20 protein-coding genes are annotated in these 24971 nt (G+C 32.8%); 19 read left to right on the plus strand and 1 reads right to left on the minus strand.

Features of this window, described 5'->3' with window-relative positions:
• Positions 1 to 221 precede the first annotated feature (221 nt).
• The 10 genes from EKH84_RS12335 to EKH84_RS12380 all read left to right on the plus strand — a co-directional run bounded on the left by EKH84_RS12335 (position 222) and on the right by EKH84_RS12380 (position 11318).
• A complete protein-coding gene (locus EKH84_RS12335) occupies positions 222 to 1058 on the plus strand; it encodes a ParB/Srx family N-terminal domain-containing protein (protein ID WP_127066540.1) in 837 nt (278 codons plus the stop codon).
• On the plus strand, positions 1058 to 1597 hold the full coding sequence (locus EKH84_RS12340) for a hypothetical protein (protein WP_127066541.1): 540 nt from the start codon (positions 1058 to 1060) through the stop codon (positions 1595 to 1597). Before EKH84_RS12335 ends, EKH84_RS12340 begins: the two co-directional genes overlap by 1 nt.
• A 234-nt stretch (positions 1598 to 1831) precedes the next feature.
• Positions 1832 to 2917: an AAA family ATPase gene (locus tag EKH84_RS12345; RefSeq protein WP_127066542.1), complete on the plus strand. Its 1086-nt coding sequence runs from the start codon at positions 1832 to 1834 to the stop codon at positions 2915 to 2917.
• A 22-nt stretch (positions 2918 to 2939) separates the two neighbouring features.
• Positions 2940 to 5342: a S8 family peptidase gene (locus tag EKH84_RS12350; protein ID WP_127066543.1), complete on the plus strand. Its 2403-nt coding sequence runs from the start codon at positions 2940 to 2942 to the stop codon at positions 5340 to 5342.
• Positions 5342 to 5854 (plus strand): hypothetical protein, encoded by a 513-nt coding sequence (locus tag EKH84_RS12355; protein ID WP_127066544.1) that lies wholly within the window; start codon positions 5342 to 5344, stop codon positions 5852 to 5854. Before EKH84_RS12350 ends, EKH84_RS12355 begins: the two co-directional genes overlap by 1 nt.
• Before the next feature lie 896 nt (positions 5855 to 6750).
• Positions 6751 to 7578: an NYN domain-containing protein gene (locus EKH84_RS12360; protein WP_127066545.1), complete on the plus strand. Its 828-nt coding sequence runs from the start codon at positions 6751 to 6753 to the stop codon at positions 7576 to 7578.
• Between the two features lie 217 nt (positions 7579 to 7795).
• Positions 7796 to 8188: a PaaI family thioesterase gene (locus EKH84_RS12365; protein WP_127066546.1), complete on the plus strand. Its 393-nt coding sequence runs from the start codon at positions 7796 to 7798 to the stop codon at positions 8186 to 8188.
• 69 nt (positions 8189 to 8257) lie between these two features.
• A complete protein-coding gene (locus EKH84_RS12370; protein ID WP_127066547.1) occupies positions 8258 to 9604 on the plus strand; it encodes a [Fe-Fe] hydrogenase large subunit C-terminal domain-containing protein in 1347 nt (448 codons plus the stop codon).
• Positions 9605 to 9897: 293 nt separating this feature from the next.
• Positions 9898 to 10296, plus strand: a complete 399-nt coding sequence (locus tag EKH84_RS12375) for a hypothetical protein (protein ID WP_127066548.1) — start codon at positions 9898 to 9900, stop codon at positions 10294 to 10296.
• Between the two features lie 53 nt (positions 10297 to 10349).
• The gene (locus EKH84_RS12380) at positions 10350 to 11318 is read left to right on the plus strand and encodes a glycosyltransferase family 2 protein (RefSeq protein WP_013657051.1); all 969 of its coding nucleotides are present in this window, start codon (positions 10350 to 10352) and stop codon (positions 11316 to 11318) included.
• 84 nt (positions 11319 to 11402) lie between these two features.
• Here the strand turns inward: EKH84_RS12380 and pdaA are convergent, their stop codons facing one another.
• Complete coding sequence (gene pdaA / locus EKH84_RS12385; protein WP_127066549.1) at positions 11403 to 12278, minus strand: delta-lactam-biosynthetic de-N-acetylase; 876 nt, start codon at positions 12276 to 12278, stop codon at positions 11403 to 11405.
• A 192-nt stretch (positions 12279 to 12470) separates the two neighbouring features.
• Between pdaA and EKH84_RS12390 the strand changes: the two genes are divergently transcribed.
• The 9 genes from EKH84_RS12390 to EKH84_RS12430 all read left to right on the plus strand — a co-directional run bounded on the left by EKH84_RS12390 (position 12471) and on the right by EKH84_RS12430 (position 24955).
• Positions 12471 to 13121 carry a hypothetical protein gene (locus EKH84_RS12390; RefSeq protein WP_127066550.1) on the plus strand — a complete coding sequence of 217 codons (651 nt, stop codon included), beginning with the start codon at positions 12471 to 12473 and terminating at the stop codon, positions 13119 to 13121.
• Positions 13122 to 13147: 26 nt separating this feature from the next.
• Complete coding sequence (clpB, locus tag EKH84_RS12395) at positions 13148 to 15751, plus strand: ATP-dependent chaperone ClpB (protein WP_127066551.1); 2604 nt, start codon at positions 13148 to 13150, stop codon at positions 15749 to 15751.
• A gap of 128 nt (positions 15752 to 15879) precedes the next feature.
• The gene (locus EKH84_RS12400) at positions 15880 to 16326 is read left to right on the plus strand and encodes a DUF523 domain-containing protein (RefSeq protein ID WP_127066552.1); all 447 of its coding nucleotides are present in this window, start codon (positions 15880 to 15882) and stop codon (positions 16324 to 16326) included.
• 196 nt (positions 16327 to 16522) lie between these two features.
• The gene (locus tag EKH84_RS12405) at positions 16523 to 17833 is read left to right on the plus strand and encodes an ABC transporter substrate-binding protein (protein WP_127066553.1); all 1311 of its coding nucleotides are present in this window, start codon (positions 16523 to 16525) and stop codon (positions 17831 to 17833) included.
• Positions 17834 to 17852: 19 nt separating this feature from the next.
• Complete coding sequence (locus tag EKH84_RS12410; protein ID WP_127066554.1) at positions 17853 to 19625, plus strand: cache domain-containing sensor histidine kinase; 1773 nt, start codon at positions 17853 to 17855, stop codon at positions 19623 to 19625.
• A 13-nt stretch (positions 19626 to 19638) separates the two neighbouring features.
• Positions 19639 to 21249 (plus strand): response regulator, encoded by a 1611-nt coding sequence (locus tag EKH84_RS12415; protein WP_127066555.1) that lies wholly within the window; start codon positions 19639 to 19641, stop codon positions 21247 to 21249.
• A 246-nt stretch (positions 21250 to 21495) separates the two neighbouring features.
• A complete protein-coding gene (locus EKH84_RS12420; protein WP_127066556.1) occupies positions 21496 to 22437 on the plus strand; it encodes an ABC transporter permease in 942 nt (313 codons plus the stop codon).
• Between the two features lie 11 nt (positions 22438 to 22448).
• Complete coding sequence (locus EKH84_RS12425; RefSeq protein ID WP_127066557.1) at positions 22449 to 23360, plus strand: carbohydrate ABC transporter permease; 912 nt, start codon at positions 22449 to 22451, stop codon at positions 23358 to 23360.
• A gap of 53 nt (positions 23361 to 23413) precedes the next feature.
• On the plus strand, positions 23414 to 24955 hold the full coding sequence (locus tag EKH84_RS12430) for an ABC transporter substrate-binding protein (protein ID WP_127066558.1): 1542 nt from the start codon (positions 23414 to 23416) through the stop codon (positions 24953 to 24955).
• The last annotated feature ends 16 nt before the right edge of the window (positions 24956 to 24971 follow it).

Raw genomic sequence — 24971 nt, forward strand, 5'->3', positions numbered from 1 at the left:
TACTTATGTCAACTGAATATAAAGAGATGAAATACTGGAATATTTCACCTCTTAGATTTTTTAGTATTATTACAATACCAACCAAGATAATGATACTAAAAAAACTTCTTTAGGGCAATAGGTTGACTAAAATCCATTTTTGATAACTTAGTAAGAAAACAAACTAACTTAGTAAGAAAACAAGCTAACTTATCAAGAAAACAAAATAAGGAGATAGTATCATGAATTTTGAAGAGGAATTATTAAAATTGCACTCAGAGCAAGATGAACAGAGGGTTTCATTGTTAGATCAAATTAAACCAGAAATAACAGTTTATTTTGATACAGTGGACTTGAGGAAACTTCGTATTGATAGAAGAGTGCAAGGACAAGTTGTGTCTAGTAGAGTAGATAAAATCGCTAAATCATTCAAACCAGAAGAGGTAGGCGTTTTAACTGTTTGCAAAAGAGAGGATGGCTTCTATTACATAGCAGATGGACAACACAGATATTTAGCTATGTGTAAATTAGGGGTAAAGGAAATTCCTTGTCAAGTATATGAAGGGTTGACGTTAGAAGATGAAGCTAATAAGTATTTACATCTGAATAAAGAGAGAAAGCAACCTAAAGCGATAGATAGTTTTATGGTGGCTTTAGTAGCAGGAAATCCAGAAATTATGGAAGTCGATAGAATATGTAAGAAGCATGGTCTAGAGATAGGTAAAGATACAAAAGGATGTACTGCAATAGAGAAAATATTTAAAAATTATGGTGGCGAGCTATTAGATAAAGCTTTGGATGTTTATATGAATGCTTTTAATAAGGATAGATTTAATCATACATTACTTTTAGAAATAGCACGTTTATTACATTATAATTCAAATATTAAAGAGGTTATATTAGTACGTCGACTAAAAGAAAAAGGCTTAAACGGAGTAGTTTCAGCTGCACAGTATTTAATAGGGAGTAAGGTTGCAAAAAATACAGCAGAGGGATTAAGTCTAGCCCTATATGCAGTATATAATGACCGTCAATCACAAGAAAATAAAATCATATGGGGCAAGGAGAAGAGAAGATAATGGTCAGAAAAAACCACATTACTTCTACTCAAGAAGAAGTGTTGCAGAGAGCTATTGATTTTTTGAATTGCGGAGAGAAGCCACCAGGAGTTACTGCTAAAGAGCATGCTAAATTCAAGCGAGAAACTATAAAAGCATTAGGAATAAAAAAATGTGCAGTATGTGGTAAGTGGAACTATTCAGGCCAATTTTTAAATGATAAGAAACCTATATGTTGTAAATGTTTAAAAGAGGATAAGTGTAGATGTTTAGAGTGTGGAGAGTATGAAGATGTTAAGGATATGTTAGTAGATGTAGAGAGAGGAAAAACACTTTGCAGAAAATGCCAAGAAAAAATTGTTGAATATAATTGTGATAATGGAATTAAAAGAGTTTGTATAAAATGCAAAAAAGAATATCCTCTTACAGAAAAATATTTTAGTTGGAATATACGTAGTAATGGCTATCTAAGAGGGGTATGTAGAACTTGTAGAGGAGTTCAGCACCGTGAATATAACAGGAAAATGAGTGCACTTAATAAGGTAGTGGATAGCATATAATTAAATTAAAAATCATGTGAGAAAAATAGATTAGGGAAATAACTCTAATCTATTTTTTTTACGAACTATATAAAATAAGAATATTGTTTGAACATAATAATATTGAATGAAAATCACAATATAGCCGTTATAATACACGATAATGTATTTTTGAGCACGGAAATCAAATAAAATAACACAAAAGTATAGTGTAAATGGGAGTGGGGTGCTATAATTAATAAGAGGATGGTGAATATGTATAATGAAATTTTGAAAATAATAGAAGGTGGAATAAATAGAGATAGAAATAAAGTATTAAGTTATAGTAAGTTATTGGTAGATAACCTCAAAAAAGATGGAGAAGATAAATTTGCCAATAAAATAGTCGATATTATAAACAAAAAAGATGTTACACCGATGTATTTAGATGATTTTTTAGTTACACCAATTGATCAAGAAACTAAGATGAATATTGCTGATATTATAATGCCTAATCAAGAGATAAATTTGGTTTTACCAAGTTATTTAGAAAATATAATAGAGGAATTTATTTTATCAATAAAACAGAGAGATAAGTTAAATAAAATTGGAGTAGATAGTACTACGTCATTATTATTATATGGTATTCCAGGTACAGGAAAAACAAGTATTGCTCACTTAATTTCTTATAAAACAAAACTACCATTAGTAATTGTCAGATTGGATGCCCTTGTTTCATCATTATTAGGGAATACAGCTAAAAACATTAGAAAGGTATTTGAATATGCCAATAATAGACCGTGTATTCTATTTTTAGATGAATTTGATGCTATAGCAAAAGCAAGAGATGATAAAAAAGAATTGGGTGAACTAAAAAGAGTAATTAATAGTTTATTACAAAACATTGATGAGTTTAATAAAAATAATGTGTTAATAGCAGCTACAAATCATCATGAACTTTTAGATGCAGCTATATGGAGAAGATTTTCAATGACAGTTGAAGTATTACCACCTGATTTACAGCAAACATCTGTATTGATAAAGCAGTATTTAGATAGCGTTGAATATGATTTTAGAGATAACCAAAAAAAGTTAGAGTTAAGCTCGGAGGCATTATTAGGACTAGCTGCTGCTGATGTAAAAAGTATCTGTATGAATACAATTAAAAAAACTATTTTAAGGGAGGAAGATAAAGTATTATATAATAATTTTATTTATGAGATTTATTTATATAGAAAACATAGCCTAAAAGATATAGAGGATGCAGTTAAGTTTTTGCATAAGTATGGAGTACAACAAAGGAGTATTTTTAAGTTAGTAGGGATACCACTAAGGTCAGTAAAAACAATTTTAGAAAAGTAATATCATTGGGGAGGAATTAATGATGGAGAAGAAATTACCAGTTCAGATTTTCAGTAAAAGGGAAACTATTGATGAGCGTTCAGTAGAAGGGATGGGAAATCAAGAGTTACCTCGGTGGGTATTACAAGGAGATGAATTAGAAAAAAGGGCAGGGGAATTAGCTAATGGCATTAAAAAGGGAAAAGTATATTTTGAGAAAAGAAATCCAAAACGAGATTTTATACCATTAGCTATAGAAGCGACAATAAATGAAGATGCTATTGCTAAATCGCATAGAAAAAAAATCTCTAAACTCTTTAACGTAAATCAACAAGAAAATATAATAGGAATAGTAGATGAGAATAGACTCATTATAAAGATAGATACATTAGATGACTTATATAAGATAGAAGGTGAGTTATCGAAACTGAGTAAAAATGCCCAAGCAATTTCAGCAATTGAGGAAATAGACTTATTTAGACCAGACATCAATATTAGTGAGCCGGTAGGACACCCGTTAAAAATAAGACTTCTATCATATGATAACTATGAATTAGATAGTGCTGTGGCATTATCATTTGAAGCATTATGCAGGGAACATAGCCTTTCTCTAACTAAGACACAATATACAGAAGACATCAATGTATATAAGCTGAGTTTGGATGATATTGATATATTAGAAAAGTTATTAAAGTTCGAATCTATTTTTTCTATTGAGAATATGCCAAGTTATATGATTGAAGAAAGTAATTTTGTAGAAGAATATACAGAAGTTGGTGTAAAAATACCAGAGAATAATATACAATATCCTATTGTGGGTGTATTGGATACTGGAATTGAAAATAATAAATATCTTGATATGTGGATTGATAAAGAGAAAAATTATTGTTTTCCTGAAGAGTATTTGTTAAAGAAACATGGGACATTTGTTGCAGGAATCATTGCATATGGTGATGAACTTGAAAATAAAAATTATCTTGGTATTAAAGGATGTAAGGTGTTTGATGCTGCTATATTTAGTGAAAAAGAAGCTATTGATCAAGATATATTAATCCAAAATATTGAAACTACATTAAGAAGATATGGGAATAAAATTAAGATATGGAATTTATCTATAGGAACAAAAGAGGAAAGTGATATAGACCAATTCTCTGACTTTGGAATGGCATTGGATGCTTTACAAGACAAATACGATGTACTAATATGTAAATCTGCTGGGAATAGCAATGCTTTTTTAAAGGGAGCACCTAAAAGTAGAATATCTAAATCGGCAGATAGTGTAAGAGCTATAGTAGTAGGTTCTATTGCACAGGATAAGAAGGAAGGAGATATGGTTGAAAAAAACTACCCATCTCCTTTTACACGAATAGGTAGAGGGCCAGGATATATTATAAAGCCAGATTTAGTGCATTATGGTGGAAATGTAGGGATAGATCAAGAGGGTAAGGTATCTCAAACAGGAATAAGATCTTTTGATGTAGATGGAGAAATAATAGAAAGTGTAGGAACTAGTTATTCAACACCTAGAGTAAGTAGTATTCTCGCAGGAGTTGAACATGAATTAAATATGGAGTTTGATTCTTTATTATTAAAAGGTTTGGTAGTACATAGCGCAAAATATCCACACAATATTGACTTGCCAATCAGTGAAAAAGTTAATCAAATGGGATTTGGATTACCACCAAGTGTTAAAGATATTTTGTATAATTCGCCTAATGAGGTAACTTTAATAATGAGAGACCAGCTTGAAAAGGGTGATTTTATAGAAATCTTGGATTTCCCTTTTCCAGATACATTAATTAAAGATGGGTTTTACTATGGACAAGTTACAGTAACAGTTGTTTATAATCCTATACTAGACCCTACACAAGGTATAGAATATTGTCAATCAGATCTAAGGGTATCTTTAGGAACCTATGAAAATAAATGTTATAGAGATGTAACCAAAGCTTATATAAAGAACCCAATAGGTAAAGAAAATGGACAAAATATATTACAACAATCTTGCTATAGTAAGAAAAAGCTAAAGTCTTATGAGGGGGAATTTGGAGGGAAAGAAAGATTATTAATCCAGTATGGAGATAAGTATTATCCTATAAAAAAATATGCTTTAGATTTAGAAGAGATGACAACTACAAATAAAAGTAAGTATTTATCTGCAGACAGAAAGTGGTTTTTAAAAATAGAAGGGCTATTTAGAGATGCGGCAGAAAAGAAAGCAGAAAAAATAGGAAGTGAGTTATACCAAGATTTCTGTGTGCTTATTACCATAAAAGATCCACATAATTCAAATAATCCAGTCTACAATGAGGTTGTAAATTTATTAGAAGAACATAACTTTGCTCATAATGAAATAGAATTACAACAAAATATCGATGTGAGATTAGAAAATAAGGATGGGATTGTATTAGATGAGTTAATTGATAGTATTATGAGGAGAAAATAATGGGGAAAAGAGAAAAAAATGGGGCGACAGAAGCTGTTGAACAGATAGTGCTGGAATACTTTTTAAGGGTTCCCGATGTAAAAGAGCCTTTGGCGAAAAATCAAAAAAACTTACTGATAAAAGCTTTAAAAGATGAGCAATATATGCTAAATGAAAGAATAATAACTAAAAAAATAGAGTTGGAAAAACAAAAAGAATTAGAACAGCTTAAAAGAGTATATGAAAAAGAATGTAAAGAGAAAGAACAATTAAATTCTTTTGATAGTATGAGAAAAATACTTTTTGAAGGAATAATAGTAGCTGCTTTGGTGGGATTAGCTATAAATCAAGCAACAGAATTGATTTTTGATTTTAAAGAATTGATAAATCAAACCATTAAACTACCTGTTTGGATTATAACTATTTTAATTATAGTTGTAATTATATTGATTTTAATATGTATAATAGGGAAATATTTTATAGATAAGTTTTGTGAACTATATAACTTAATAAATAATAAAAATGATTGTTAAATTTTTGAAATAATATGTATAGTGAATAGTATAGTTTATTTAAACTTTATTGTAAAAAATAAAAACAATATAAGAAAGCAAGAACTTTTTTGATCGCATTTTTTTGCAAAGAGTTCTTGCTTCTTTGTGTTTTAATAAGAGTTAGTAAAGAATTTTAATCATTCTTTTTTGTAACTCTACATTATTCTTTAAAACTTTATTAGGGAATCATCTTTTTGATCACATATACAATAGTGTAAAGATAAAACAAATAACTTTCCAAAGCAGAATCACCACAGCTTTAATCTGAGGAACTGACCGGGTCAGCCAAGTCTCAATCTATTGTTATAGGTACCTCTGGACTTAAGGAAAATGTTCACTGATGCGCTGTAAAGGGAGACGCTTAAATGATAAGTTGTTTAATTAGGCTTTACACACGAAGTAGTACCAAAAACAAAGTTTTAAACCAGAGTCTTAAAGCCTTAGCTTCCTCATCACAAGGGTGCACCGGCTAAGACTTTTAAGGAGCTCCTCACTCTTCGTTTAAACTTTTATAACTTGTGCTATTTATCCTTAAAGTGCATACTGCCCTGAGGAGCTACAGTCATGCCCTTTGAGATGGTAGCATAAGTTTTTAAAAGTGAATAATGAAGAGCTGGTAAGCAAAAATAGCCAAGTGATATATGTCGCTTGGCTATTTTTGCGTGTGTGCTCAGCATGGCGCAATCTAATGGGTGAAAGTCCTGAGTGCGGGTTGATAGGGCAAGCACGGGGATGTTTTATGCTTACAATAAGGCAGCGTATAATAACTTGTAAATTGATTTTATTTTTGAGAATAGAGATTAATTGCTAAAAATTAAGACGTTGACAATGTACTATAGTTGGCTGGATAATGAAAATAAAAAGGAGGATTTTTTATGAGTAAACAAGATAAAATAGCTGTATTAATTGATGCAGAAAATGTGTCAAATAAGTATATAAAATTAATTATGGATGAAGTTAATAACTATGGTATTGCTACATATAAAAGGGTATATGGAGATTATTCAAATCCAAGCGTCATGGCGTGGATGAAAAACTTACAAGAATATGCACTTACACCAGCATTGCAATGTAATTATACTTCGGGGAAAAGTGCATCAGATTCGGCTTTAATTATTGATGCGATGGATATTCTTTACTCTGGAAAAGTAAGTGCTTTTTGCTTAGTCTCATCTGATAGTGATTTTACTAAACTTGCTATGAGATTGAAAGAGGCAGGAATGAATGTAATCGGAATGGGAGAAGGGAAAACACCTAAATCACTTGTTTCCGCTTGTGAAACATTTAAATATCTAGATATACTGTATAGAGAAGAAGCACTGGCAGAAGCAGAAGCAGTTGTAGAAGATAAAATAGCAGAAAAAGATAAAACAACAAAAAGGGTAACAACGCAAGAAAAGAAACATGAGGTTGCACAAGATATTGAAGAAGCTACTGAAGAAATAGTTAGTATTCCAACGCTTAGTGACATTGAAAAAGAAGTTATTTCTATTATCTCGACAAATGCAGAAGAAAATGGATGGATCAATATAGCTGAACTTGGAGTAAACCTTAGCAAAAGAGTGCCAGGGTTTGATCCAAGAAATTATAAGTGTCGAAAGTTATCAGCTCTACTAGAAAAAATTAATTTGATAGAATTAAATACTGTTGAAAATCCTCACAACAGTTTATTGAAAATAGTTTATGCAAAAATTAAAGATTAATAAATAACAGACATAGGGTGTGTGGGTTACTGTGGGTTAAAAGGAAGAAAGTATAAAAGTTCTAAATAGATATCCTTAAAGAGAAAAATCAAACTTATATTTTTTAAATAAAAGGAATATGTAAATTATAAAAATATAAATTACTAATTATAAATACATAAGATATTTATTATCAATAAACAATAAAAGGTGATGAAAGGCTCTTAAGAAGGGAGAAATGAAGATGTGTGAAGAGGAAGTACGCGCATTTTTTGAAGAGGATTTATTTGCCAAACATTGTGGCATCCGAATTGATCATATAGAAGAAAATCAAGCTATTTGCAGTATGGAGCTTACTGCAAAACATAGAAATGCTGGAGGACAGGTACAAGGAGGTGCTATTTTTACATTAGGAGACTTTGCTTTTGCTGTAGCCGCTAATAGTGGCGAAAAAAAAGCAGTTTCTTTAGATAATCAAATTGCTTTTATGCGAAAGGTACAAGGGGATAAATTGATTGCTACTGCTTCTGTGATTTCTTCAACCTATAAAATTTGTTTTTACCAAGTGGATATAGAAGATGAATGGGGGACCAAGGTAGCTAGAATGTCTGTGACGGGATATTATGTTTAAGCTTTTGTATAAAAATAGGACGATTTATTTACAATAAGCCTAAAGCACAAGGTATTAAAGGAGACTAAAATGAACGAGAGATATCGAACTTTGTATGGGAAATTAGTAAGAGCTTATTACAACCAGGAGTTTGAAAAGACTTTTGAAAAAATGCTAAAAGAGGATTTTACAGATACTCATGAAGCAAGAGAAATTTTAGGAGCTTTATGTGGTGTAGAGATAGGTGAATGTGAAGATGATTACATGTTTGTTCAAACACTGATTGATGCTATGACTAAACAACGTGTAAGAGAAAAAATTGTTCAGAAGGTAAGCGTATGTCCTAAAGACTGTGAAAATAAGGAAGGTAAGAGTAAGTGTCAAAGTGTTTGTCCTTTTGATGCCATCGTTAGGAAGGGGAAAGATAAGTGGATTGATGAAAATTTATGTATAAGTTGTGGCAGATGTGTGAGTGCATGTGATGCAGGAAATTATATGGAAACTCTTCAGTTTTTGCCTATTGCCTCTTTATTACAAGAAAAGAAAAAAGTATTTGCTATAGTAGCACCTGCTATTTCGGGTCAATTTGGTGAAAATGTAAACCTTGATCAATTAAGAGAAGCTTTTATTAAACTTGGATTTACTGATATGATGGAAGTAGCGGTAGCGGCAGACATCCTAAGCTTAAAAGAGGCCCTAGAATTTAATCACCATATTAAACAAGAAGGAGATTTTATGATTACTTCCTGTTGTTGTCCAATGTGGGTGGCAGCGCTTCGTAAGGTTTATAACCAAGTTATTTCTAATGTTTCTCCTTCGGTCTCTCCTATGATTGCTATGGCACGTATACTTAAACTATTAGATCCTGAGGTTAAAGTTGTTTTTGTGGGGCCTTGTATAGCGAAAAAAGCAGAAGCTAAGGAAAAGGACCTAATAGGAGATGTAGATGCTGTATTAACCTTTGAGGAGTTACAAGTGATTTTTGATACATTTAATATTCAGCCGCAAGATTTGGATGGCATACCTTCTATTGACTATGCTTCTAAAGGTGGTCGTTTATATGCAAGAACCGGTGGCGTTTCAGAAGCTGTATGGGACATTGTGGATCAGCTCTTTCCTGAAAAGCGTCACTTGTTTAGTGCTACACAAGTAGATGGCATGAAGGATTGTAAAGCTCTACTAGAAGAGCTAACAGAGGGGAAGATTAGTGCTAGTTTTATAGAAGGAATGGGTTGCAAAGGAGGCTGCGTTGGTGGGCCTAAAGCTATTATAAAAGCAGAAGAAGGTAAAAGAGCAGTAGAAAAAACAGCTTATGATTCAGCTATTAAAATTCCAGTACACAGTGAAGTGTTATTAGGCTTACTTGAAAAAGTAGGTATGAAAGATTTAAAAGACTTAACAGAAGAACAAAGTTTATTTGAAAGAACTTTTGAGTAAATTCTAAATGGGTTGCTAGCCAGCAGCCTATTTTTTATATCGTCCTTTTGGAAGTAATCATTCTCTTTTATACTAGGATAGCATACTGTTAAAGGCTATATCGAAATTTCTAGAAACTTATGGTATAAGAAAAAACGGTGATTGTATGATTTTAAGCGATGGCGACATGAAATTAGTATTAGAAGTGAGTCGGTTATTAGAAGAAATAGGGTATTAAGCCTTTGCTAAAAAGAAGAGGATGAGTATAATAATATCAGGATTAGTTACTTAAAAAATAACAGGAGGATGAACTGATGAAATATACTACGTTTACTCAAAGGATGGAAGAACATAATGAAGTTTTAAGAAAGAAGGGAAACTCCCCTTTTTACAGTATGCTTCTTGCTTTAAGTGAGAATTTGATAATGGTGACAAAGGTAATAGGAGAAATGGTAGGTACAGAGATCAAAGTATCATCGCTAGAGAAGGAAACAAGAGAAGTGGAAGTGGTTTTAGAAGAAATAGAAGAGACCTTTGCTATTATTTTAGAAAAGGCATTTGAAGATTTGATTATGAAACAGGTATATGAGGACTTGGACCCGTTATTAGCGACTTTAGATGATTTGATAGAAGATTTGAACGAATATGGCGAAACTAAAGGTAGAGCTATACCTTATATAGAAGCTTGGGACATTGGTTTCTTCTATGAATAACAAAGGCATTGTGCTATAATAAGCAAAAAAGCCATACTAAGGATGTGTTAATTGTGAAATCAGAATTTTTACTAACAGTCATTATACCTGCTTATTTTGAAGAAGCAGTGATAGAAGCCTGTTATGATGCACTTAAAATAGTGATGGATGAAAACAAATGGAAGTATGAATTCATTTTTGTAAATGATGGAAGCAAAGATCAGACCTTACCATTGCTTAAACAGATAGCTGAAAAAGATAGGTGTGTTAAAGTGATTGATTTTGCGCGTAATTTTGGTCATCAAGTGGCAGTAACAGCAGGGATTTATCATAGTAGTGGTGATGCTACAGTGGTTATTGATGCAGACTTGCAGGATCCACCAGAAGTTATTGTGCAAATGGTAGAAAAGTGGCAAGAAGGCTATGATGTGGTTTATGCCAAGCGTAAGAAACGTAAAGGCGAAAGTTGGTTTAAATTAGTTACTGCTAAGTGTTTTTACCGCTTCTTGCACATGATGGCAGAGATAGAGATTCCTATGGATACAGGTGATTTTAGACTTATTGACAGATGTGTAGTAGAAGCGTTTAAACAAATGCCCGAACGGAATCGCTTTGTAAGAGGAATGATTAGTTGGGTAGGCTTTGACCAAACCTATATTGAATATGAACGAGATGAAAGACTAGCTGGCGAAACCAAGTACCCTTTGAAAAAAATGATTCGTTTTGCAACAGATGGTATTATTGCTTTTTCTACAAAGCCGCTTAAGCTTGTGCAAAGTTTAGGCTTTATGACGATTGTATTAGCCATTTTGATTCTGGGATATTCACTTGTTTCAAAATATATCCTTCAAACAGTTGTATCAGGATGGACCTCATTGATGGTGACCATCACTTTCTTTAGTGGTGTACAGCTATTTTCTATAGGACTTTTAGGCGAATATATTGCACGTATTTATGATGAAAGCAAAAATAGACCACTTTATTTAATTAAAGAAAAGATTAATTTTGAAAAAGAAAATAGGATGTTTAATGAAAATAAATAATGTAAAAAGGGTTGTTGCCAATTGGCAACAACCCTTTTTGCTATTGTGATAGAAGAATAAAATAATAAAAAAAGTGACTTAGGTTTAGTAAGGTAGAAGTTCAAAAGTATAGCCCATATGTTGAGCTTCTTTGATGAAGTCCCCTAAAATGTTAGCGTTTGTTTTAGAGACAGCATGAAGTAAATAAACTGCTCCATTATGAAGACCATCTAACATAAGTTTTTTTGCACCTGTAGGTTCTGGTTGTGCTTCGGGTTTCCAATCACAGTAAGCAAAGCTCCAAAAAACAGTTTGATAACCCATGGCTTTAGTAAGAGCTAGACTTTTTTCAGAGTAATGTCCCATAGGGGGTCTGAAAAAAGGAGGCATTGTTTTACCTGTTATTTGATTATAAGCTGCTGAAACATCTGTTAGTTCCTTGTTAAATTTGGTTTCATCTGCTACTAAAGTAGGCATAGAAAGATGGTGATTACTATGATTACATACTAAGTGTCCTTCTTCTTCCATACGTTTAATTAAGGCTTCATTTTGCTTCATATAAGGTAAAGTGACGAAAAACATAGCCTTTACGTTATTAGACTTTAAGACATCTAATATTTGAGGGGTATAGCCATTTTCATAGCCTTCATCAAAGGTTAGATAAACCACTTTTCTAGAGGTGTCTCCTAAACAAAGGGCGCTATAATCACTTAGCTTAAATTTTAGTTTATCATTAAAGCCAGGAGCCACGTGATTTTTGGGGCGGACTAACCACCAATCAATTTTGGTTTGATCCAGCACTTTAGTAGAAATGGCATTAGTTGTTTGTAAAGCATTAACGTTCACTAATCCTTTATAAGAAGATGTAGGAGGAGTAACAGGTAAAAGTAAGGGTGCATTTGCTGCTTTTAGCCGAGAAAAAGCAAAACTTCCTAAAATCAATCCTAGACTCAATATGAGAGTAATACATTTCTTTTTCATAAAAAACTCCTTTAATTGATTAGATTAGTTGTAGTCTAACCAATAAATGAAAAATTATAAGTAAGGTATAGGAAATAGGTTGATAGCTCATACTAGGCAAAGAAGGAATATATAATTTGTTGTTGATATTATATAATGATGTTGACAAATTATATAGTCGGATATACAATGTTATAAGAAAGAGGTGGTGCAATGAAAAAAAGCGTTTACAGTCTTGTGCTGATGGATGATATCGTAGCCGCCATTGATGAACTGGCTTATTCACTTCAGACCAGTCGATCTAATCTTATTAATCAAATCCTAGCTGAAAAGGTGGCGCTTGTGACCCCTGAGCAACGTTTACAAACGATTTTTACTCATCTGTCAGATTACCTAAGGCCCTATCAACATTTTCAAATCCAAAATCAAGCTGCAGACCACATGTATAGTATCAAGAGTGCTTTACGCTATAAATATAACCCTACAATTCGCTATTGTTTATACCTTAATCAACAAGGAGAAGAGGTTAAAGGAGAACTGCGAGTGATCTCTCGTACACAAAGTGAAGTACTTCATCATTATTTAGAGCAGTTCTTTCAAATTTGGGCTACAATAGAAAATCGAGTGGGGCCTACTTATTGGCAAAGAGAAGAAGGGGTTAAATGGCTTAGAGTCCTTAAATTAAAAGATTTTAAAAATGCCACTGCTTATGAAGCCCTAGCAGAAGCCCTCTCAGAATATATTAGTGTGCTAGATGGAGGGCTTAAATTGTATTTTGGGCAACTGGATACACAGAAAGATCAAACCTTAACTTTAATGAAGCATTATGAGCTTTATTTAAAAAATAATGAAACAATTATTTAAAATAATTTAAGCAAGGAGGATGCCTAATGAATGCACAAAATTTTACAAAGAAATCAATTGAAGCAATTCAAAGCGCTCAGCAAAGCGCTATTTCAAATCAAAATAATCAAATAGAAAGCTTACATTTACTCTATGCTTTATTAACTCAAGAACAAGGCCTCATTCCTCATCTTTTAACCAAGATGAATGTGAGTGTTAGTAGTATGACGCAATCAGTTAGTGAGGATATTGCTAAATTGCCGCGTGTCAGTGGACCTGGTAGAGAACTTGATAAAGTGTACGTGTCTAGTGAAGTTGATAAAGTATTAAGTGAAAGTGAAAAAATTGCTAAAAGCATGTCTGATGAGTATATTTCTGTAGAACATATCATGCTTGCTTTAATAGAAGTAAGTAGTGGGTATTGCGAAAAACTACTCAAGGCTTATGGTATAGCCAAAAAGCCATTTATGGCGGTATTAGCTGAAATTAGAGGAAATACACATGTGACAAGTGAAGAGCCGGAGGGTACTTATGATGTTCTTAATAAATATGGTTATGATCTTGTAGAACGAGCTAAAGAACAAAAAATTGATCCAGTTATAGGACGTGATAGTGAAATTCGTAATGTGATTCGTATCTTATCACGAAAAACTAAAAATAATCCTGTATTAATTGGTGAACCTGGTGTAGGAAAGACAGCTATTGCTGAAGGCCTAGCACAACGTATTGTAAGAGGCGATGTGCCCGAGACTTTAAGAGATCGTCGTATTTTCGCTCTAGATATGGGTTCACTTATTGCAGGAGCTAAATATCGAGGAGAATTTGAGGAACGTCTAAAGGCTGTACTTCAAGAAATTAAGAAAAGTGAAGGTAAAATCATCTTATTTATTGATGAGCTTCATACGATTGTAGGTGCAGGTAAAACAGAAGGGTCTATGGATGCAGGTAACTTGCTGAAACCAATGCTTGCCCGTGGTGAACTCCACTGTATTGGTGCCACAACTTTAAATGAATATCGTCAATATATTGAAAAAGATGCAGCCCTAGCCAGACGTTTTCAGCCAGTCATGGTAGAAGAACCCACAGTAGAAGATACCATTGCTATTTTGCGTGGTATTAAAGAACGCTATGAAATTTATCATGGGGTTCAAATACAAGATAATGCATTAATTGCAGCTGCAACTTTATCAGATCGTTATATTTCAGATAGATTCCTTCCTGATAAAGCCATCGACTTAGTAGATGAAGCTTGTGCAATGCTACGTACCGAGATTGATTCAATGCCTACAGAACTAGATGAGATTGCTAGAAAGGTACTTCAGTTAGAGATTGCAGAAACAGCCTTAAAGAAAGAAGATGACCCTATTTCTAAACAAAACTTGGCAGATACGCAAAAAGAACTTGCTGAATTACGTGATAAGTTTAAGGCTATGCGTACTCAATGGGAAAATGAAAAAGATGTCATTACGAAAGTACGTGGTATTAAAGAAGAAATTGAAACAGCTACAGCTAATATGCAAAAAGCTGAAAGAGAATATGATTACAATAAAGCGGCTGAATTAAAATATGGTATTATTCCAGGACTTAAAAAGCAATTAGAAGAAGCGGAAGCCATGGCCTACAAAGGTAGTGAAGGTAATTTATTGCGAGACAAGGTTAATGAAGAAGAAATAGCAAAAATTATTGCGCGTTGGACTCAAATTCCTATTACAAAATTAATGGAAGGTGAAAGGCATAAACTACTTCGTTTAGAAGAAATTTTACACAAACGTGTGATTGGTCAAAATGAAGCCGTAGATAAAGTCACTGATGCTATCTTACGTTCAAGAGCAGGGATTAAAGATCCACGAAGACCTATTGGCTCTTTTCTTTTCTTAGGACCTACAGGTGTTGGTAAAACTGAGCTTGCTAAAGCTTTAGCGGAGGCGTTATTTGATGATGAGCACAGCATGATTCGTATTGATATGAGTGAATATATGGAGAAGCATGCTGTGGCAAGATTAATAGGGGCACCTCCGGGATATGTAGGTTATGAAGAAGGTGGTCAGCTTACAGAAGCAGTAAGACGTAAGCCTTATGCGGTTATTTTATTTGATGAGGTTGAAAAAGCACACCCAGATGTGTTTAATGTTCTTTTACAAGTTTTAGATGATGGGCGTATAACAGACTCTAAGGGGCGTACAGTAGACTTTAAAAATACCATTATTATTTTAACATCTAATCTAGGTTCTCAAGCTATATTAGAAGGGATTAATAGTCAAGGTGAAATTTCAGAAGAAGCAGAAGAAACGGTTAATCATCTTTTGAAGACGCATTTCAGACCAGAATTTTTAAACCGTTTAGATGAAATTGTACTTTATAAACCACTACAACAACATGAAATTGTACACATTGTTGGCTTGTTAGAAAAAGATCTTAATAAACGTTTAGAGGATCAACAACTACATGTTAGATTAACAGAAGCCTCAAAAGCTTATATTGCTGAGCAAGGGTTTGACCCTGTATTTGGTGCAAGACCACTGAAACGTTTCTTACAACGTAAAGTAGAAACCCTAATTGCAAGAACTTTAATTGCCGAAGAGGTAGAACCATTTTCTACATTTGTTGTAGATTATGAAGATGAGCAATTAAAAGTAAGAATAGAAAAGTAATAAAAAGGCATGTCTCACTAAAAAGACATGCCTTTTTAGTTAATCAAAGAAGGCCTTACTAAAGACTAACAAATGAAAGGAGAATTTGTTATGATAAAAAAAAGATAAAAGAAAGAGGAGGATACATGATGATTTTAGTTAGTAGCTGTTTATGTGGAGAAAAATGTAAATATAATGGTGGAGATAACAAGAATGAAGCAGTAATGACTTTATGTGAAAGAGAACCTCATATAAAAGTGTGCCCAGAAGTACTAGGAGGGCTATCTACTCCTAGAGTACCTGCTGAAATTATAGGTGGCAGTGCGCAGGATGTTTTACAAGGTAATGCAAAAATTTATACTAAAACAGGAATGGATGTAACAGCAGCTTTTTTAAAAGGAGCAGAAAAGGTAGTGAGTTTATTAGAACATTATCCTATCGAAAAAGCAATTTTAAAAGCAAAGTCTCCTTCTTGTGGTAAGGGGAAAATTTATGATGGGCACTTTAAAGGGTGCTTAATTGAGGGGAATGGCGTAACGGCTCAAGCCTTAATGAACAAAGGAATAAAAGTAATAACTGAAGAGGAGCTTATTTAAAATAATATTTTAATTATCTTGCACTTACTTCAATAAAAATAACAAAAATATCGATTATTTTTATGTATTTATATGAAAAATCATAAAAATATGTTAATATATTTATGTATTATTGGTAAAATAAAAAAATTTATAGTTTTTCGGTATTGTCATAATGAGAGGGGGTATCTGATCTTAGGGATCAGATAGAGATAATATGCAGAAGAAATATGTTATTGCTTTGACAAGTATTACATTATGCTTGATTTTTTTATTTGCCGTCTATTTATCTAGTAATCGGCAACGTGTAACGGTTTCACCAATTGAAGCTTTTAACCAAAAAGAAAAAATAAGCTTCATTAGTAGCTGGGGAGCCTATGATAGTAAATCACAACGTTTAAAATCTATTCTAAAAAAACTATATGATAAGTATCCTTATCTGGAAATTGAAGATTCTTCTATGGCTGGAGAAGATTTTCTGTTTATCTTGAAAACAGATTTTGCTAGTGGTAATGAACCTGATTTGTTTGGGCTATGGCCAGGTTCTGATTTTAATCTGTTGGTAGAACAAAATAAAGTAGCAGATTTAACAGATTTAGTCAAATCGGATGAAGCTTGGTATAATCAATTTAAAGAAGCAACGTGGGATTATGTAACAGTTAATGACCGAATCTATGGTTTACCTATTGAAATTATTTACGAGGGCCTTTTCATTAATAAAGATTTATTTGAAAAATACGATGTGAAGGTGCCAACTAATTTTGAGGAACTATTAAATGCTGTTAAGGCATTTAAAGAAGTAGGGATTATACCTATTGCTTATAGTGAAACGCCAGAAGGAAGTTATATTTATCAAAATATGGTAATGAAATTAGGTGGAAAAGAAGATATAGAAAATCCATTTGATGAAGAGGGACAAATCAAACCTTGTTTTATTGAAGGGATGTATTATATGAAGCAACTCTATGAAGCAGGCGCTTTTCCAGACCGTTTGTTGTATATTGACGATAAGAAGAGGAATGAATTATTTGTTAATAAAGAAGCAGCAATGATTGTACAAGGCTCATGGCTCATAGGCTATAATACATTGTCCGGAGACGATACAACAGTGGATGTGATTCCTTTTCCTGATATGCCAGGGGGAAAAGCAGATACAACAGCTATTATTTATGGATGTGGTAATGGCATCTTTCATATTAGTCAAAAGGCTTGGGAAGACCCCAAACTTAGGCAAAGTTGCAGCTTGCTTTTAAAGGAACTTACATCGCCTGAGAACGTAGGGATTCTTGCAGGTGGTTCAGGCTTTATAAGCAATATTGAATTGGGAGATTATGCACCACCGGCAACTGTATTAAGCACAAAGGGTGAAGAATTAGTAGAAAATGCCAAGGAGTTAGTTGGGCCTGTAGATAGCTTTATTAATAGGGGAATATGGGAAAATATCATCATTAAGCGCTTTCCTAATGTATTAAAAGGAACAATGACACCTGAAGCGGTTTTTGATGAAGTATATGCAGCTATGAAATAAGCCAAGTAGGGGGAGTAGTGTGTTTAATTATATTAAAAGGTTTTACAAAAAGATGTCTATTAAACAGAAATTACTTTTACTGTTCTCAGTACAGATTATTATCCCTATGGCATTTATGGGTATGATGTTTTATAAGAATACAGAAAGTATTATTCAAAATAAATCAGTGAGTTATTCAGCAGATTTGCTGAAAATGATTGAATTACGTATGAATGATTTTTCTAGTAATCTAGTGAGTATTACAGATGATATTTTATATGATGCCAAGATGTATGCTATCTTAGATGAAAAGAAGTCAGAAGTAGCAACAGAAGATTTAAGAGACTATTGTTATAATTTACTTAGGCGTATTTGTTTAAGTAATAAGGAGATCCAGTCCATAACATTAGCTTCTTTAAATGAATATGAATATAGCTATGACTTAAATGCTGGTGGTGTAAGCATTGAAAGTAGTGCATCTTTTAAAGCAATGTTAGAAAAAGCTAGGCTAGCCCAGCACAAGCCTACTTGGTATACAGAGGTAGATGAGGAAAACAAGGTACGCAATTTATATCTTATTCGAATGATTTATGATAGTGATGACTTTAGTGAACGAGGACTTATTATTTTGCAAATTAATAGGCAAAGGCTCAAGGATGTTTATAATGACTTATCTACGGAATTTATGCAAAGTATCAATATTTTGTCTAAGGATAATAAATGGATAATAGGAACAGAAGAAGACTGGTATAATGAAAAAGAAAATGAGTGGATTTCTAATCAAGCAGATAACTGGGGTTATCGAATTGATAAAAAAGAACAACGTCTACTGGCTTTTATGAATATCGAAGGGACAGAGTGGAAGATTGTTGCGGAGGGATCTTTGAACCAATTAGTTAATGAAGAAATGGGACACTTTAGATTTTTGTTTATTATTGTTATGACCTTTACCATTTTATTACTCTCTATTTTTAGTATTTTAATGGCCATGGATATTTTAAGTCCAATCAATCGGTTAGTACATAGCATTAAAAAGGTAGAAGAGGAAAATATTCATCAAGAAGTTATTGTCGATAGAGAAGATGAGCTGGGTTATTTAAGTAAGTGCTTTAACAAGATGTCTAAAGAGATAGATAATCTATTAAATCGTGTCTATAAAGAAGAACTTACAAGACGAGAAGCAGAACTCAAAGCACTTCAAGCGCAAATTAATCCACACTTTTTATTTAATACACTAGAATCGATTAACTGGATGGCTCAGCTCAATAATGTACCAGAAATTAGAGATATGGTTACCTCTCTAGGGGCACTGATTGAAGCAAGTATCGGTAAGGGAAGTCCTATGGTACCTTTAAGTAAAGAACTAAAGTATATTGACAGTTATTTATTGATTATGAAAAATCGCTATGGTGAACGCTTAAGCTATGAAAGTGATATTGATACAAGTTTATTGGGACAAGAGGTCCCAAAGTTGATTTTGCAACCACTTATAGAAAATGCAATTTATCATGGCATAGATAAAATGAGAAAGAAAGGAACTATTAAGTTAACTATTCGTAGAGAAGATGAAACAATTTACATAGAAATTATGGATAACGGAAAAGGTATGCTTCCTGAGGAAGTTGAGGACTTAAATCAAAAGTTTAAAGAGGACCGAGACGATTATATACTAGGAGATAATCGAAAGAGTATTGGGTTAGCTAATGTCAACGGAAGGGTAAAGTTGTTCTTTGGTAAAGATTACGGCTTGCAAATAGAAAGTGAATATGAAACTTATACTAAAATGAAACTATATTTACCGATTAGAGACTAAGGGAGGAAACATAATGTTTAAGGTGCTTATTATTGATGATGAACCAACCATTCGTAAAGGACTTATTAATATCATTAACTGGAAGAAGTTTCAATGTGAAATTTGTGGAGAAGCTAGTGATGGTGTTGAAGGGTTAGAGAAAATAGAGGCATACAAGCCAGACTTAGTTTTTGCAGATATTAATATGCCAGAGATTAATGGCTTGGAGATGATTAAATCCGCTAAACAAATCGTTCCCCACAGTAAATTTATCATTTTGTCTGGTTATAGAGAGTTTAGTTATATGCAAGAAGCTATTAAAATTGGTGCTTTTGACTATATTTTAAAACCTTCAAGTATTGAAGATATTTGTGAAGTGGTTAAACGTGCTGTCATAGAGCTTAAGTATCAGCGAGATGATCAGTTAGAAGCCAAAAAACTAAGAAAATGTTTTGAAGAAAGTATTCCTATTTTAAAGGAGAAACTTCTTTACGATATTATTTTTCAAATTAATATTAATGAAGAAGAAATTAAAGAAGGGTTTGAACTATACGGCATTGAAATCAATGAATTTGTAATGATTATGATTGAAATTGATGGTGATTCTAAAAAGAAGGAGCCTTATCAAAGACAGCTTTACCAGTTTGGCATTGTCAATACAGTAGAGGAAATGTTTGCAGAAGAATTTAAAGTGGAAAAAATTGTACTTAATAATAAACAGATAGCTTTTATAATAGGAACACATGAAACAGTAGAACTTTTAGAAGAAGATGTTTATAAAAAAGTACATAGTATACAGCAGCTTGTAGAAAGTTGTTTTGATTTCACGGTAAGCATTGCTATTAGTACCAAAGGAAAGGATGTAGACGAGCTTCATGATAAGATGATGGAGTGTAAAAATGCCTTAGCTTATCGCTTTTATATGGGAAATAGCTCCATTATTTTATATCGTGACCTTTCTGGATTTTATAAAGGACAAGATAATCTTGCTTTCGATGGCATTGATAAAGTCTTATGTAATACCATTAAAACCGGAAATGAAGAAGATGTAGTACATATATTAGGAAAAATTAATGATAAAGTGATACAAACCAATCTAGATCCGGAATATATCAAAACCTTTTATTGGAATCTCATTTATGAGATTAATATGATTCGCATTTCAATTAAAAACTTAGAAGTACAGGATAAAGATTTAAGCCATGACATTTCAAGTTTGTACAAGCTTATTGATAATGCAACACAGGTAAAAGAGTTACAAGACCTTTTAGAAGATGTAGCCATGAGTGTTGTGCATCGTATTAATCGTTATAATAAAAAGAATATTAATCAAATTTTGCAAAAGGCAATGGACTATATTTGCGAAAATTATACCATGTCGATTACTCTTAATGAATTAGCTGAACATACTTATGTGAGCACTTATTATTTAAGCCGTATGTTTAAAAAAGAACTAGGTAAGAATTTTGTAGAATATTTAAATGAAGTACGTATTGATAGAGCTAAAGAATTGCTAAAGGATAATAAGTATAAAACCTATGAAGTTGCTGAGTTAGTAGGTATTCAGGATCCCCATTATTTCTCTAAGATTTTTAAGAAATATGTGAATATGACACCTACAGAATATAAAGATAGTCAACTTTGACACCTCTTAAAAATGACCCCTAAATTTAGGGGTCATTTTTTTGCTAAAAATACACACTTACTTCTTTAATTAATTAAATAGAAAGAAAATATACACAATAACTGCGGATAAGAAAAATTAAACTAGCAAATAATTGTTGTAATATTTTATAAATGTTGTATTAATCAAAAATATACAAAAATGCAACATATTCTATTAATAAAAATAGTAAAAAGTTATAGTATGTGTGTAAGGAGAGTGAAGCGAATGAGTAATAAAGCAAAAACAAAACAAAATTCAACTGTTTTGGAAGAGTTTAAAAAGAATATTGCACTATTCATTATGTTGCTACCTGGATTAATTGTTATGCTATTTAACAATTATCTTCCTATGTTTGGTTTAGTATTTGCTTTTAGAAAGATGGATACTTATACTAAACTTTTTGGATCAGGCTGGAACGGTTTCAAAAACTTCGAGTACTTATTTGGCACAAGTAAGGCTTGGGAAGTGACAAGAAACACGATAGGCTATAATGTTATTTTTATCATCATTGGTATAACATTACCTATCTTGCTTGCAATTGGTTTAAATGAGTTAAGACAGAAACGTGGGGCTAAGATTTATCAGAGTATATTCTTCTTACCATATTTCTTATCATGGGTAGTTATCCAATATTTGGTATTTGGTTTACTTAGTGGTAAGTTAGGGGTTGTTAACCAATTACTCACATCTATGGGCTTAGATCGTGTGAACTGGTATGAGTCACCACAGTATTGGCCTTACATTTTAGTAATTGTTAATACATGGAAATGGACTGGATATGATAGCATCATGTATCTAGCAACGATTGTTGGTATAAATAAAGAACTTTATGAAGCAGCAGCAGTTGATGGCGCTTCTCGTTTCCAACAAATTTGGCATATTACAATTCCAAGTTTGATACCTCTTATGATTACCTTAGTTCTTATCCGTTTAGGTAGAATGTTCTATACAGATATGGGTCTTTTCTATACTGTACCAAAGAATACAGGTGCTTTGCAAAATGTAACGAATACCATTGATACCTATGTTTTCCGTGCATTTAGACAAACAGGTGATTTGGGGCTTGCATCTGCAGCAGGTTTTTACCAGGCTGTACTAGGTCTCGTCATTGTTCTCTCATTTAATGCACTTGCTAGAAAATATGATAAGAATGCCGGCATTATATAGGGGGGGAAAAGATGAAGAAAAATAATTTACATGTTAATGAAGATTCAAGTATTCAGATTACAAGAACAAGTAATGCAATTTGGCATATCGTCTTTATTATCTTATCTATTATATGTATTTATCCTATGTTACTTGTTTTAATGGTTACCATTACAGATGAAACAACTATTGCTTTAGAAGGCTATAAGCTTCTGCCAAGTAAATATAGTATGGCAGCACTTAACTATATTTTTACCAATGGTAAAGCAATCTTAAATGCTTATGGTGTTTCCATCTTTTGTACTGTATTTGGCGGGCTCTTAGGTGTAGCTATTATGGCGCTTTATGCATATCCACTTGCTAGAGATGATTTTAAATACCGTCGACTATTTAATTTAATTGCGGTTATTACCATGTTATTTTCCGGTGGACTTGTTCCTACTTATATGGTATATGTAAAAATCCTTCACTTAAAAGATACAATAGGGGCTTTAGTACTCATGAACCTATTTAGTGCTTTTAACGTTATGATTATTCGTACGTATTATCGTACAAGTATTTCTAAGTCTCTGATTGAAGCAGCTCAAATTGATGGGGCTGGGGAGTTTAAGACTTACTTTAAAATTGTTTTGCCACTATCAAAACCAGTAATTGCAACTATGCTTATGATGGTCATGTTGGTTTATTGGAATGACTGGTATGGTCCAATGCTTTACATTGATAGTGAAAAACTATACAACTTACAATACTTAATTTACCAACTCGAATCTAAGATTGCCAATTTAGCGAAGATGGCTGGTAATCCAGAACTTGTTAAAAATGTACCATCTGAAACGGCTCGTATGGCTATGGCTCTAGTTGCTATTGGACCTATTGTTCTTGCTTATCCATTCTTCCAACGTTACTTTGAAAAAGGTATTACTTTGGGAGCAACTAAAGAATAGTAGGTTTGATATAAATATCATTTAGTTTAAAAACAATTTTAGGAGGAGATTAAATGAAATTATTAAAGAAAACTCTTACAGTATTTGTAGGAACAGCATGTGTACTTAGTATGGCTTTAACTGGTTGTAATAAACCAGCATCAACAGATCCTGCATCACCATCACCATCTGCAAGCACATCAACAGAAGCTAGTGATACGCCAGCTGCAACAGAAGAAGCTTTAGCACCAGTTGAACTTACATGGTACTTCGTAGGTAACCAACAACAAGAAGACACAGCACTTGTTGAAGCAGAAGTTAATAAGTACATTGCTGAGAATACAAAACTTAACTGTACAATTAAACTTCAATGCTACGATTGGGGAACATATAATGACAGAATCACACAAATGATTGCTGCTGGTGAAACATTTGATATTTGCTTTACAGCAAACTGGTCAAATAACTACTATACACAATCTGCTAAAGGTGCATTTGTACCACTTAATGATTTAATGGATAAATACGCTCCAAAAACAAAAGAAATTTTAGGAGAGGACTTCTTAAGTGGTTCTCGTATCAATGGCGTGAACTATGCTATTCCTGCTAACAAAGAAAAAGCTCACTCTTGGGGTCTTTTAGTTCGTAAAGATATTGTTGAAAAATACAATATGGATTTATCAGGGGTTAAAACACTTGCTGATATGGAACCATTTTTCCAAATCATTAAAGAAAAAGAACCAAATATGTATGCTTTAGAAGGTACACCAAATGAATCTGCAATGAGAATATTAGACTTTGATATCGTTAATAATGATACAACACCAGGTGCTGTATACAATGATGATAATAGCAAAGTATTTGACCAATTAGAGCAACCAGAAACACTTGAACACTTCAAATTAATGAATAGCTTTATGCAAAAAGGTTACATCCGTGAAGATGCTGCATCTGTAACAGACTACAATGCAGACCAAAAAGCTGGTAAAATCTTCTGTGCTGTTCGTTCTTTAAAACCAACAAAAGCTGAAGAAGAATCAAATTCTCAACAACAATCATATATGCAAATTGAATTAACATCACCTATTATTTCTAACCGTGAAACAACAGGTTCAATGCAAGCTATTTCTGCAACATCTAAAAATCCAGAAAGAGCTATGATGTTCTTAGAATTATTCAACACAGATCCAGTAGTTAACAACTTAATTAACTTTGGTATCGAAGGTACTCACTATACAAAAATTAGTGATAACCAAATTAAAGGTACTGAAAACCAAGCTAAATACAATCCAGGTCTAGGTTGGGCATTTGGTAACCAATTAATTAACTACTTAACAGAGTTAGATCCTACAGATAAATGGGATCAATTTGAAGCATTTAATGCTGCAGGTGTAAAAACACAATCTCTTGGATTTGTATTTGATCCAGCTCCTGTAACAACACAAATTGCTCAATGTACAAACGTATGGAATGAATTTGTACCTGGTCTTCAAGTAGGTTCTTCAAATCCAGACGAAGCATTACCAAAAGCTGTTGAAGCATTTAATGCTGCTGGTATGCAAGATATCTTAGCTGAAATGCAAAAACAAATGGATGCATTTAACGCTGCAAAATAGTTGATAAGTCCACAAA

It is taken from the genome of Cellulosilyticum sp. WCF-2, from assembly GCF_003990395.1.
GTDB classification, from domain to species: domain Bacteria; phylum Bacillota; class Clostridia; order Lachnospirales; family Cellulosilyticaceae; genus Cellulosilyticum; species Cellulosilyticum lentocellum.

What these genes read in the sequence shown, in the direction of transcription:
- EKH84_RS12335 (WP_127066540.1), top strand. Translation starts at nt 222, where the DNA reads ATGAATTTTGAAGAGGAATTATTAAAATTGCACTCAGAGCAAGATGAA.
- EKH84_RS12340 (WP_127066541.1), top strand. Translation starts at nt 1,058, where the DNA reads ATGGTCAGAAAAAACCACATTACTTCTACTCAAGAAGAAGTGTTGCAG.
- EKH84_RS12345 (WP_127066542.1), top strand. Translation starts at nt 1,832, where the DNA reads ATGTATAATGAAATTTTGAAAATAATAGAAGGTGGAATAAATAGAGAT.
- EKH84_RS12350 (WP_127066543.1), top strand. Translation starts at nt 2,940, where the DNA reads ATGGAGAAGAAATTACCAGTTCAGATTTTCAGTAAAAGGGAAACTATT.
- EKH84_RS12355 (WP_127066544.1), top strand. Translation starts at nt 5,342, where the DNA reads ATGGGGAAAAGAGAAAAAAATGGGGCGACAGAAGCTGTTGAACAGATA.
- EKH84_RS12360 (WP_127066545.1), top strand. Translation starts at nt 6,751, where the DNA reads ATGAGTAAACAAGATAAAATAGCTGTATTAATTGATGCAGAAAATGTG.
- EKH84_RS12365 (WP_127066546.1), top strand. Translation starts at nt 7,796, where the DNA reads ATGAAGATGTGTGAAGAGGAAGTACGCGCATTTTTTGAAGAGGATTTA.
- EKH84_RS12370 (WP_127066547.1), top strand. Translation starts at nt 8,258, where the DNA reads ATGAACGAGAGATATCGAACTTTGTATGGGAAATTAGTAAGAGCTTAT.
- EKH84_RS12375 (WP_127066548.1), top strand. Translation starts at nt 9,898, where the DNA reads ATGAAATATACTACGTTTACTCAAAGGATGGAAGAACATAATGAAGTT.
- pdaA (WP_127066549.1), bottom strand. Translation starts at nt 12,278, where the DNA reads ATGAAAAAGAAATGTATTACTCTCATATTGAGTCTAGGATTGATTTTA.
- EKH84_RS12390 (WP_127066550.1), top strand. Translation starts at nt 12,471, where the DNA reads ATGAAAAAAAGCGTTTACAGTCTTGTGCTGATGGATGATATCGTAGCC.
- clpB (WP_127066551.1), top strand. Translation starts at nt 13,148, where the DNA reads ATGAATGCACAAAATTTTACAAAGAAATCAATTGAAGCAATTCAAAGC.
- EKH84_RS12400 (WP_127066552.1), top strand. Translation starts at nt 15,880, where the DNA reads ATGATTTTAGTTAGTAGCTGTTTATGTGGAGAAAAATGTAAATATAAT.
- EKH84_RS12405 (WP_127066553.1), top strand. Translation starts at nt 16,523, where the DNA reads ATGCAGAAGAAATATGTTATTGCTTTGACAAGTATTACATTATGCTTG.
- EKH84_RS12415 (WP_127066555.1), top strand. Translation starts at nt 19,639, where the DNA reads ATGTTTAAGGTGCTTATTATTGATGATGAACCAACCATTCGTAAAGGA.
- EKH84_RS12420 (WP_127066556.1), top strand. Translation starts at nt 21,496, where the DNA reads ATGAGTAATAAAGCAAAAACAAAACAAAATTCAACTGTTTTGGAAGAG.
- EKH84_RS12425 (WP_127066557.1), top strand. Translation starts at nt 22,449, where the DNA reads ATGAAGAAAAATAATTTACATGTTAATGAAGATTCAAGTATTCAGATT.
- EKH84_RS12430 (WP_127066558.1), top strand. Translation starts at nt 23,414, where the DNA reads ATGAAATTATTAAAGAAAACTCTTACAGTATTTGTAGGAACAGCATGT.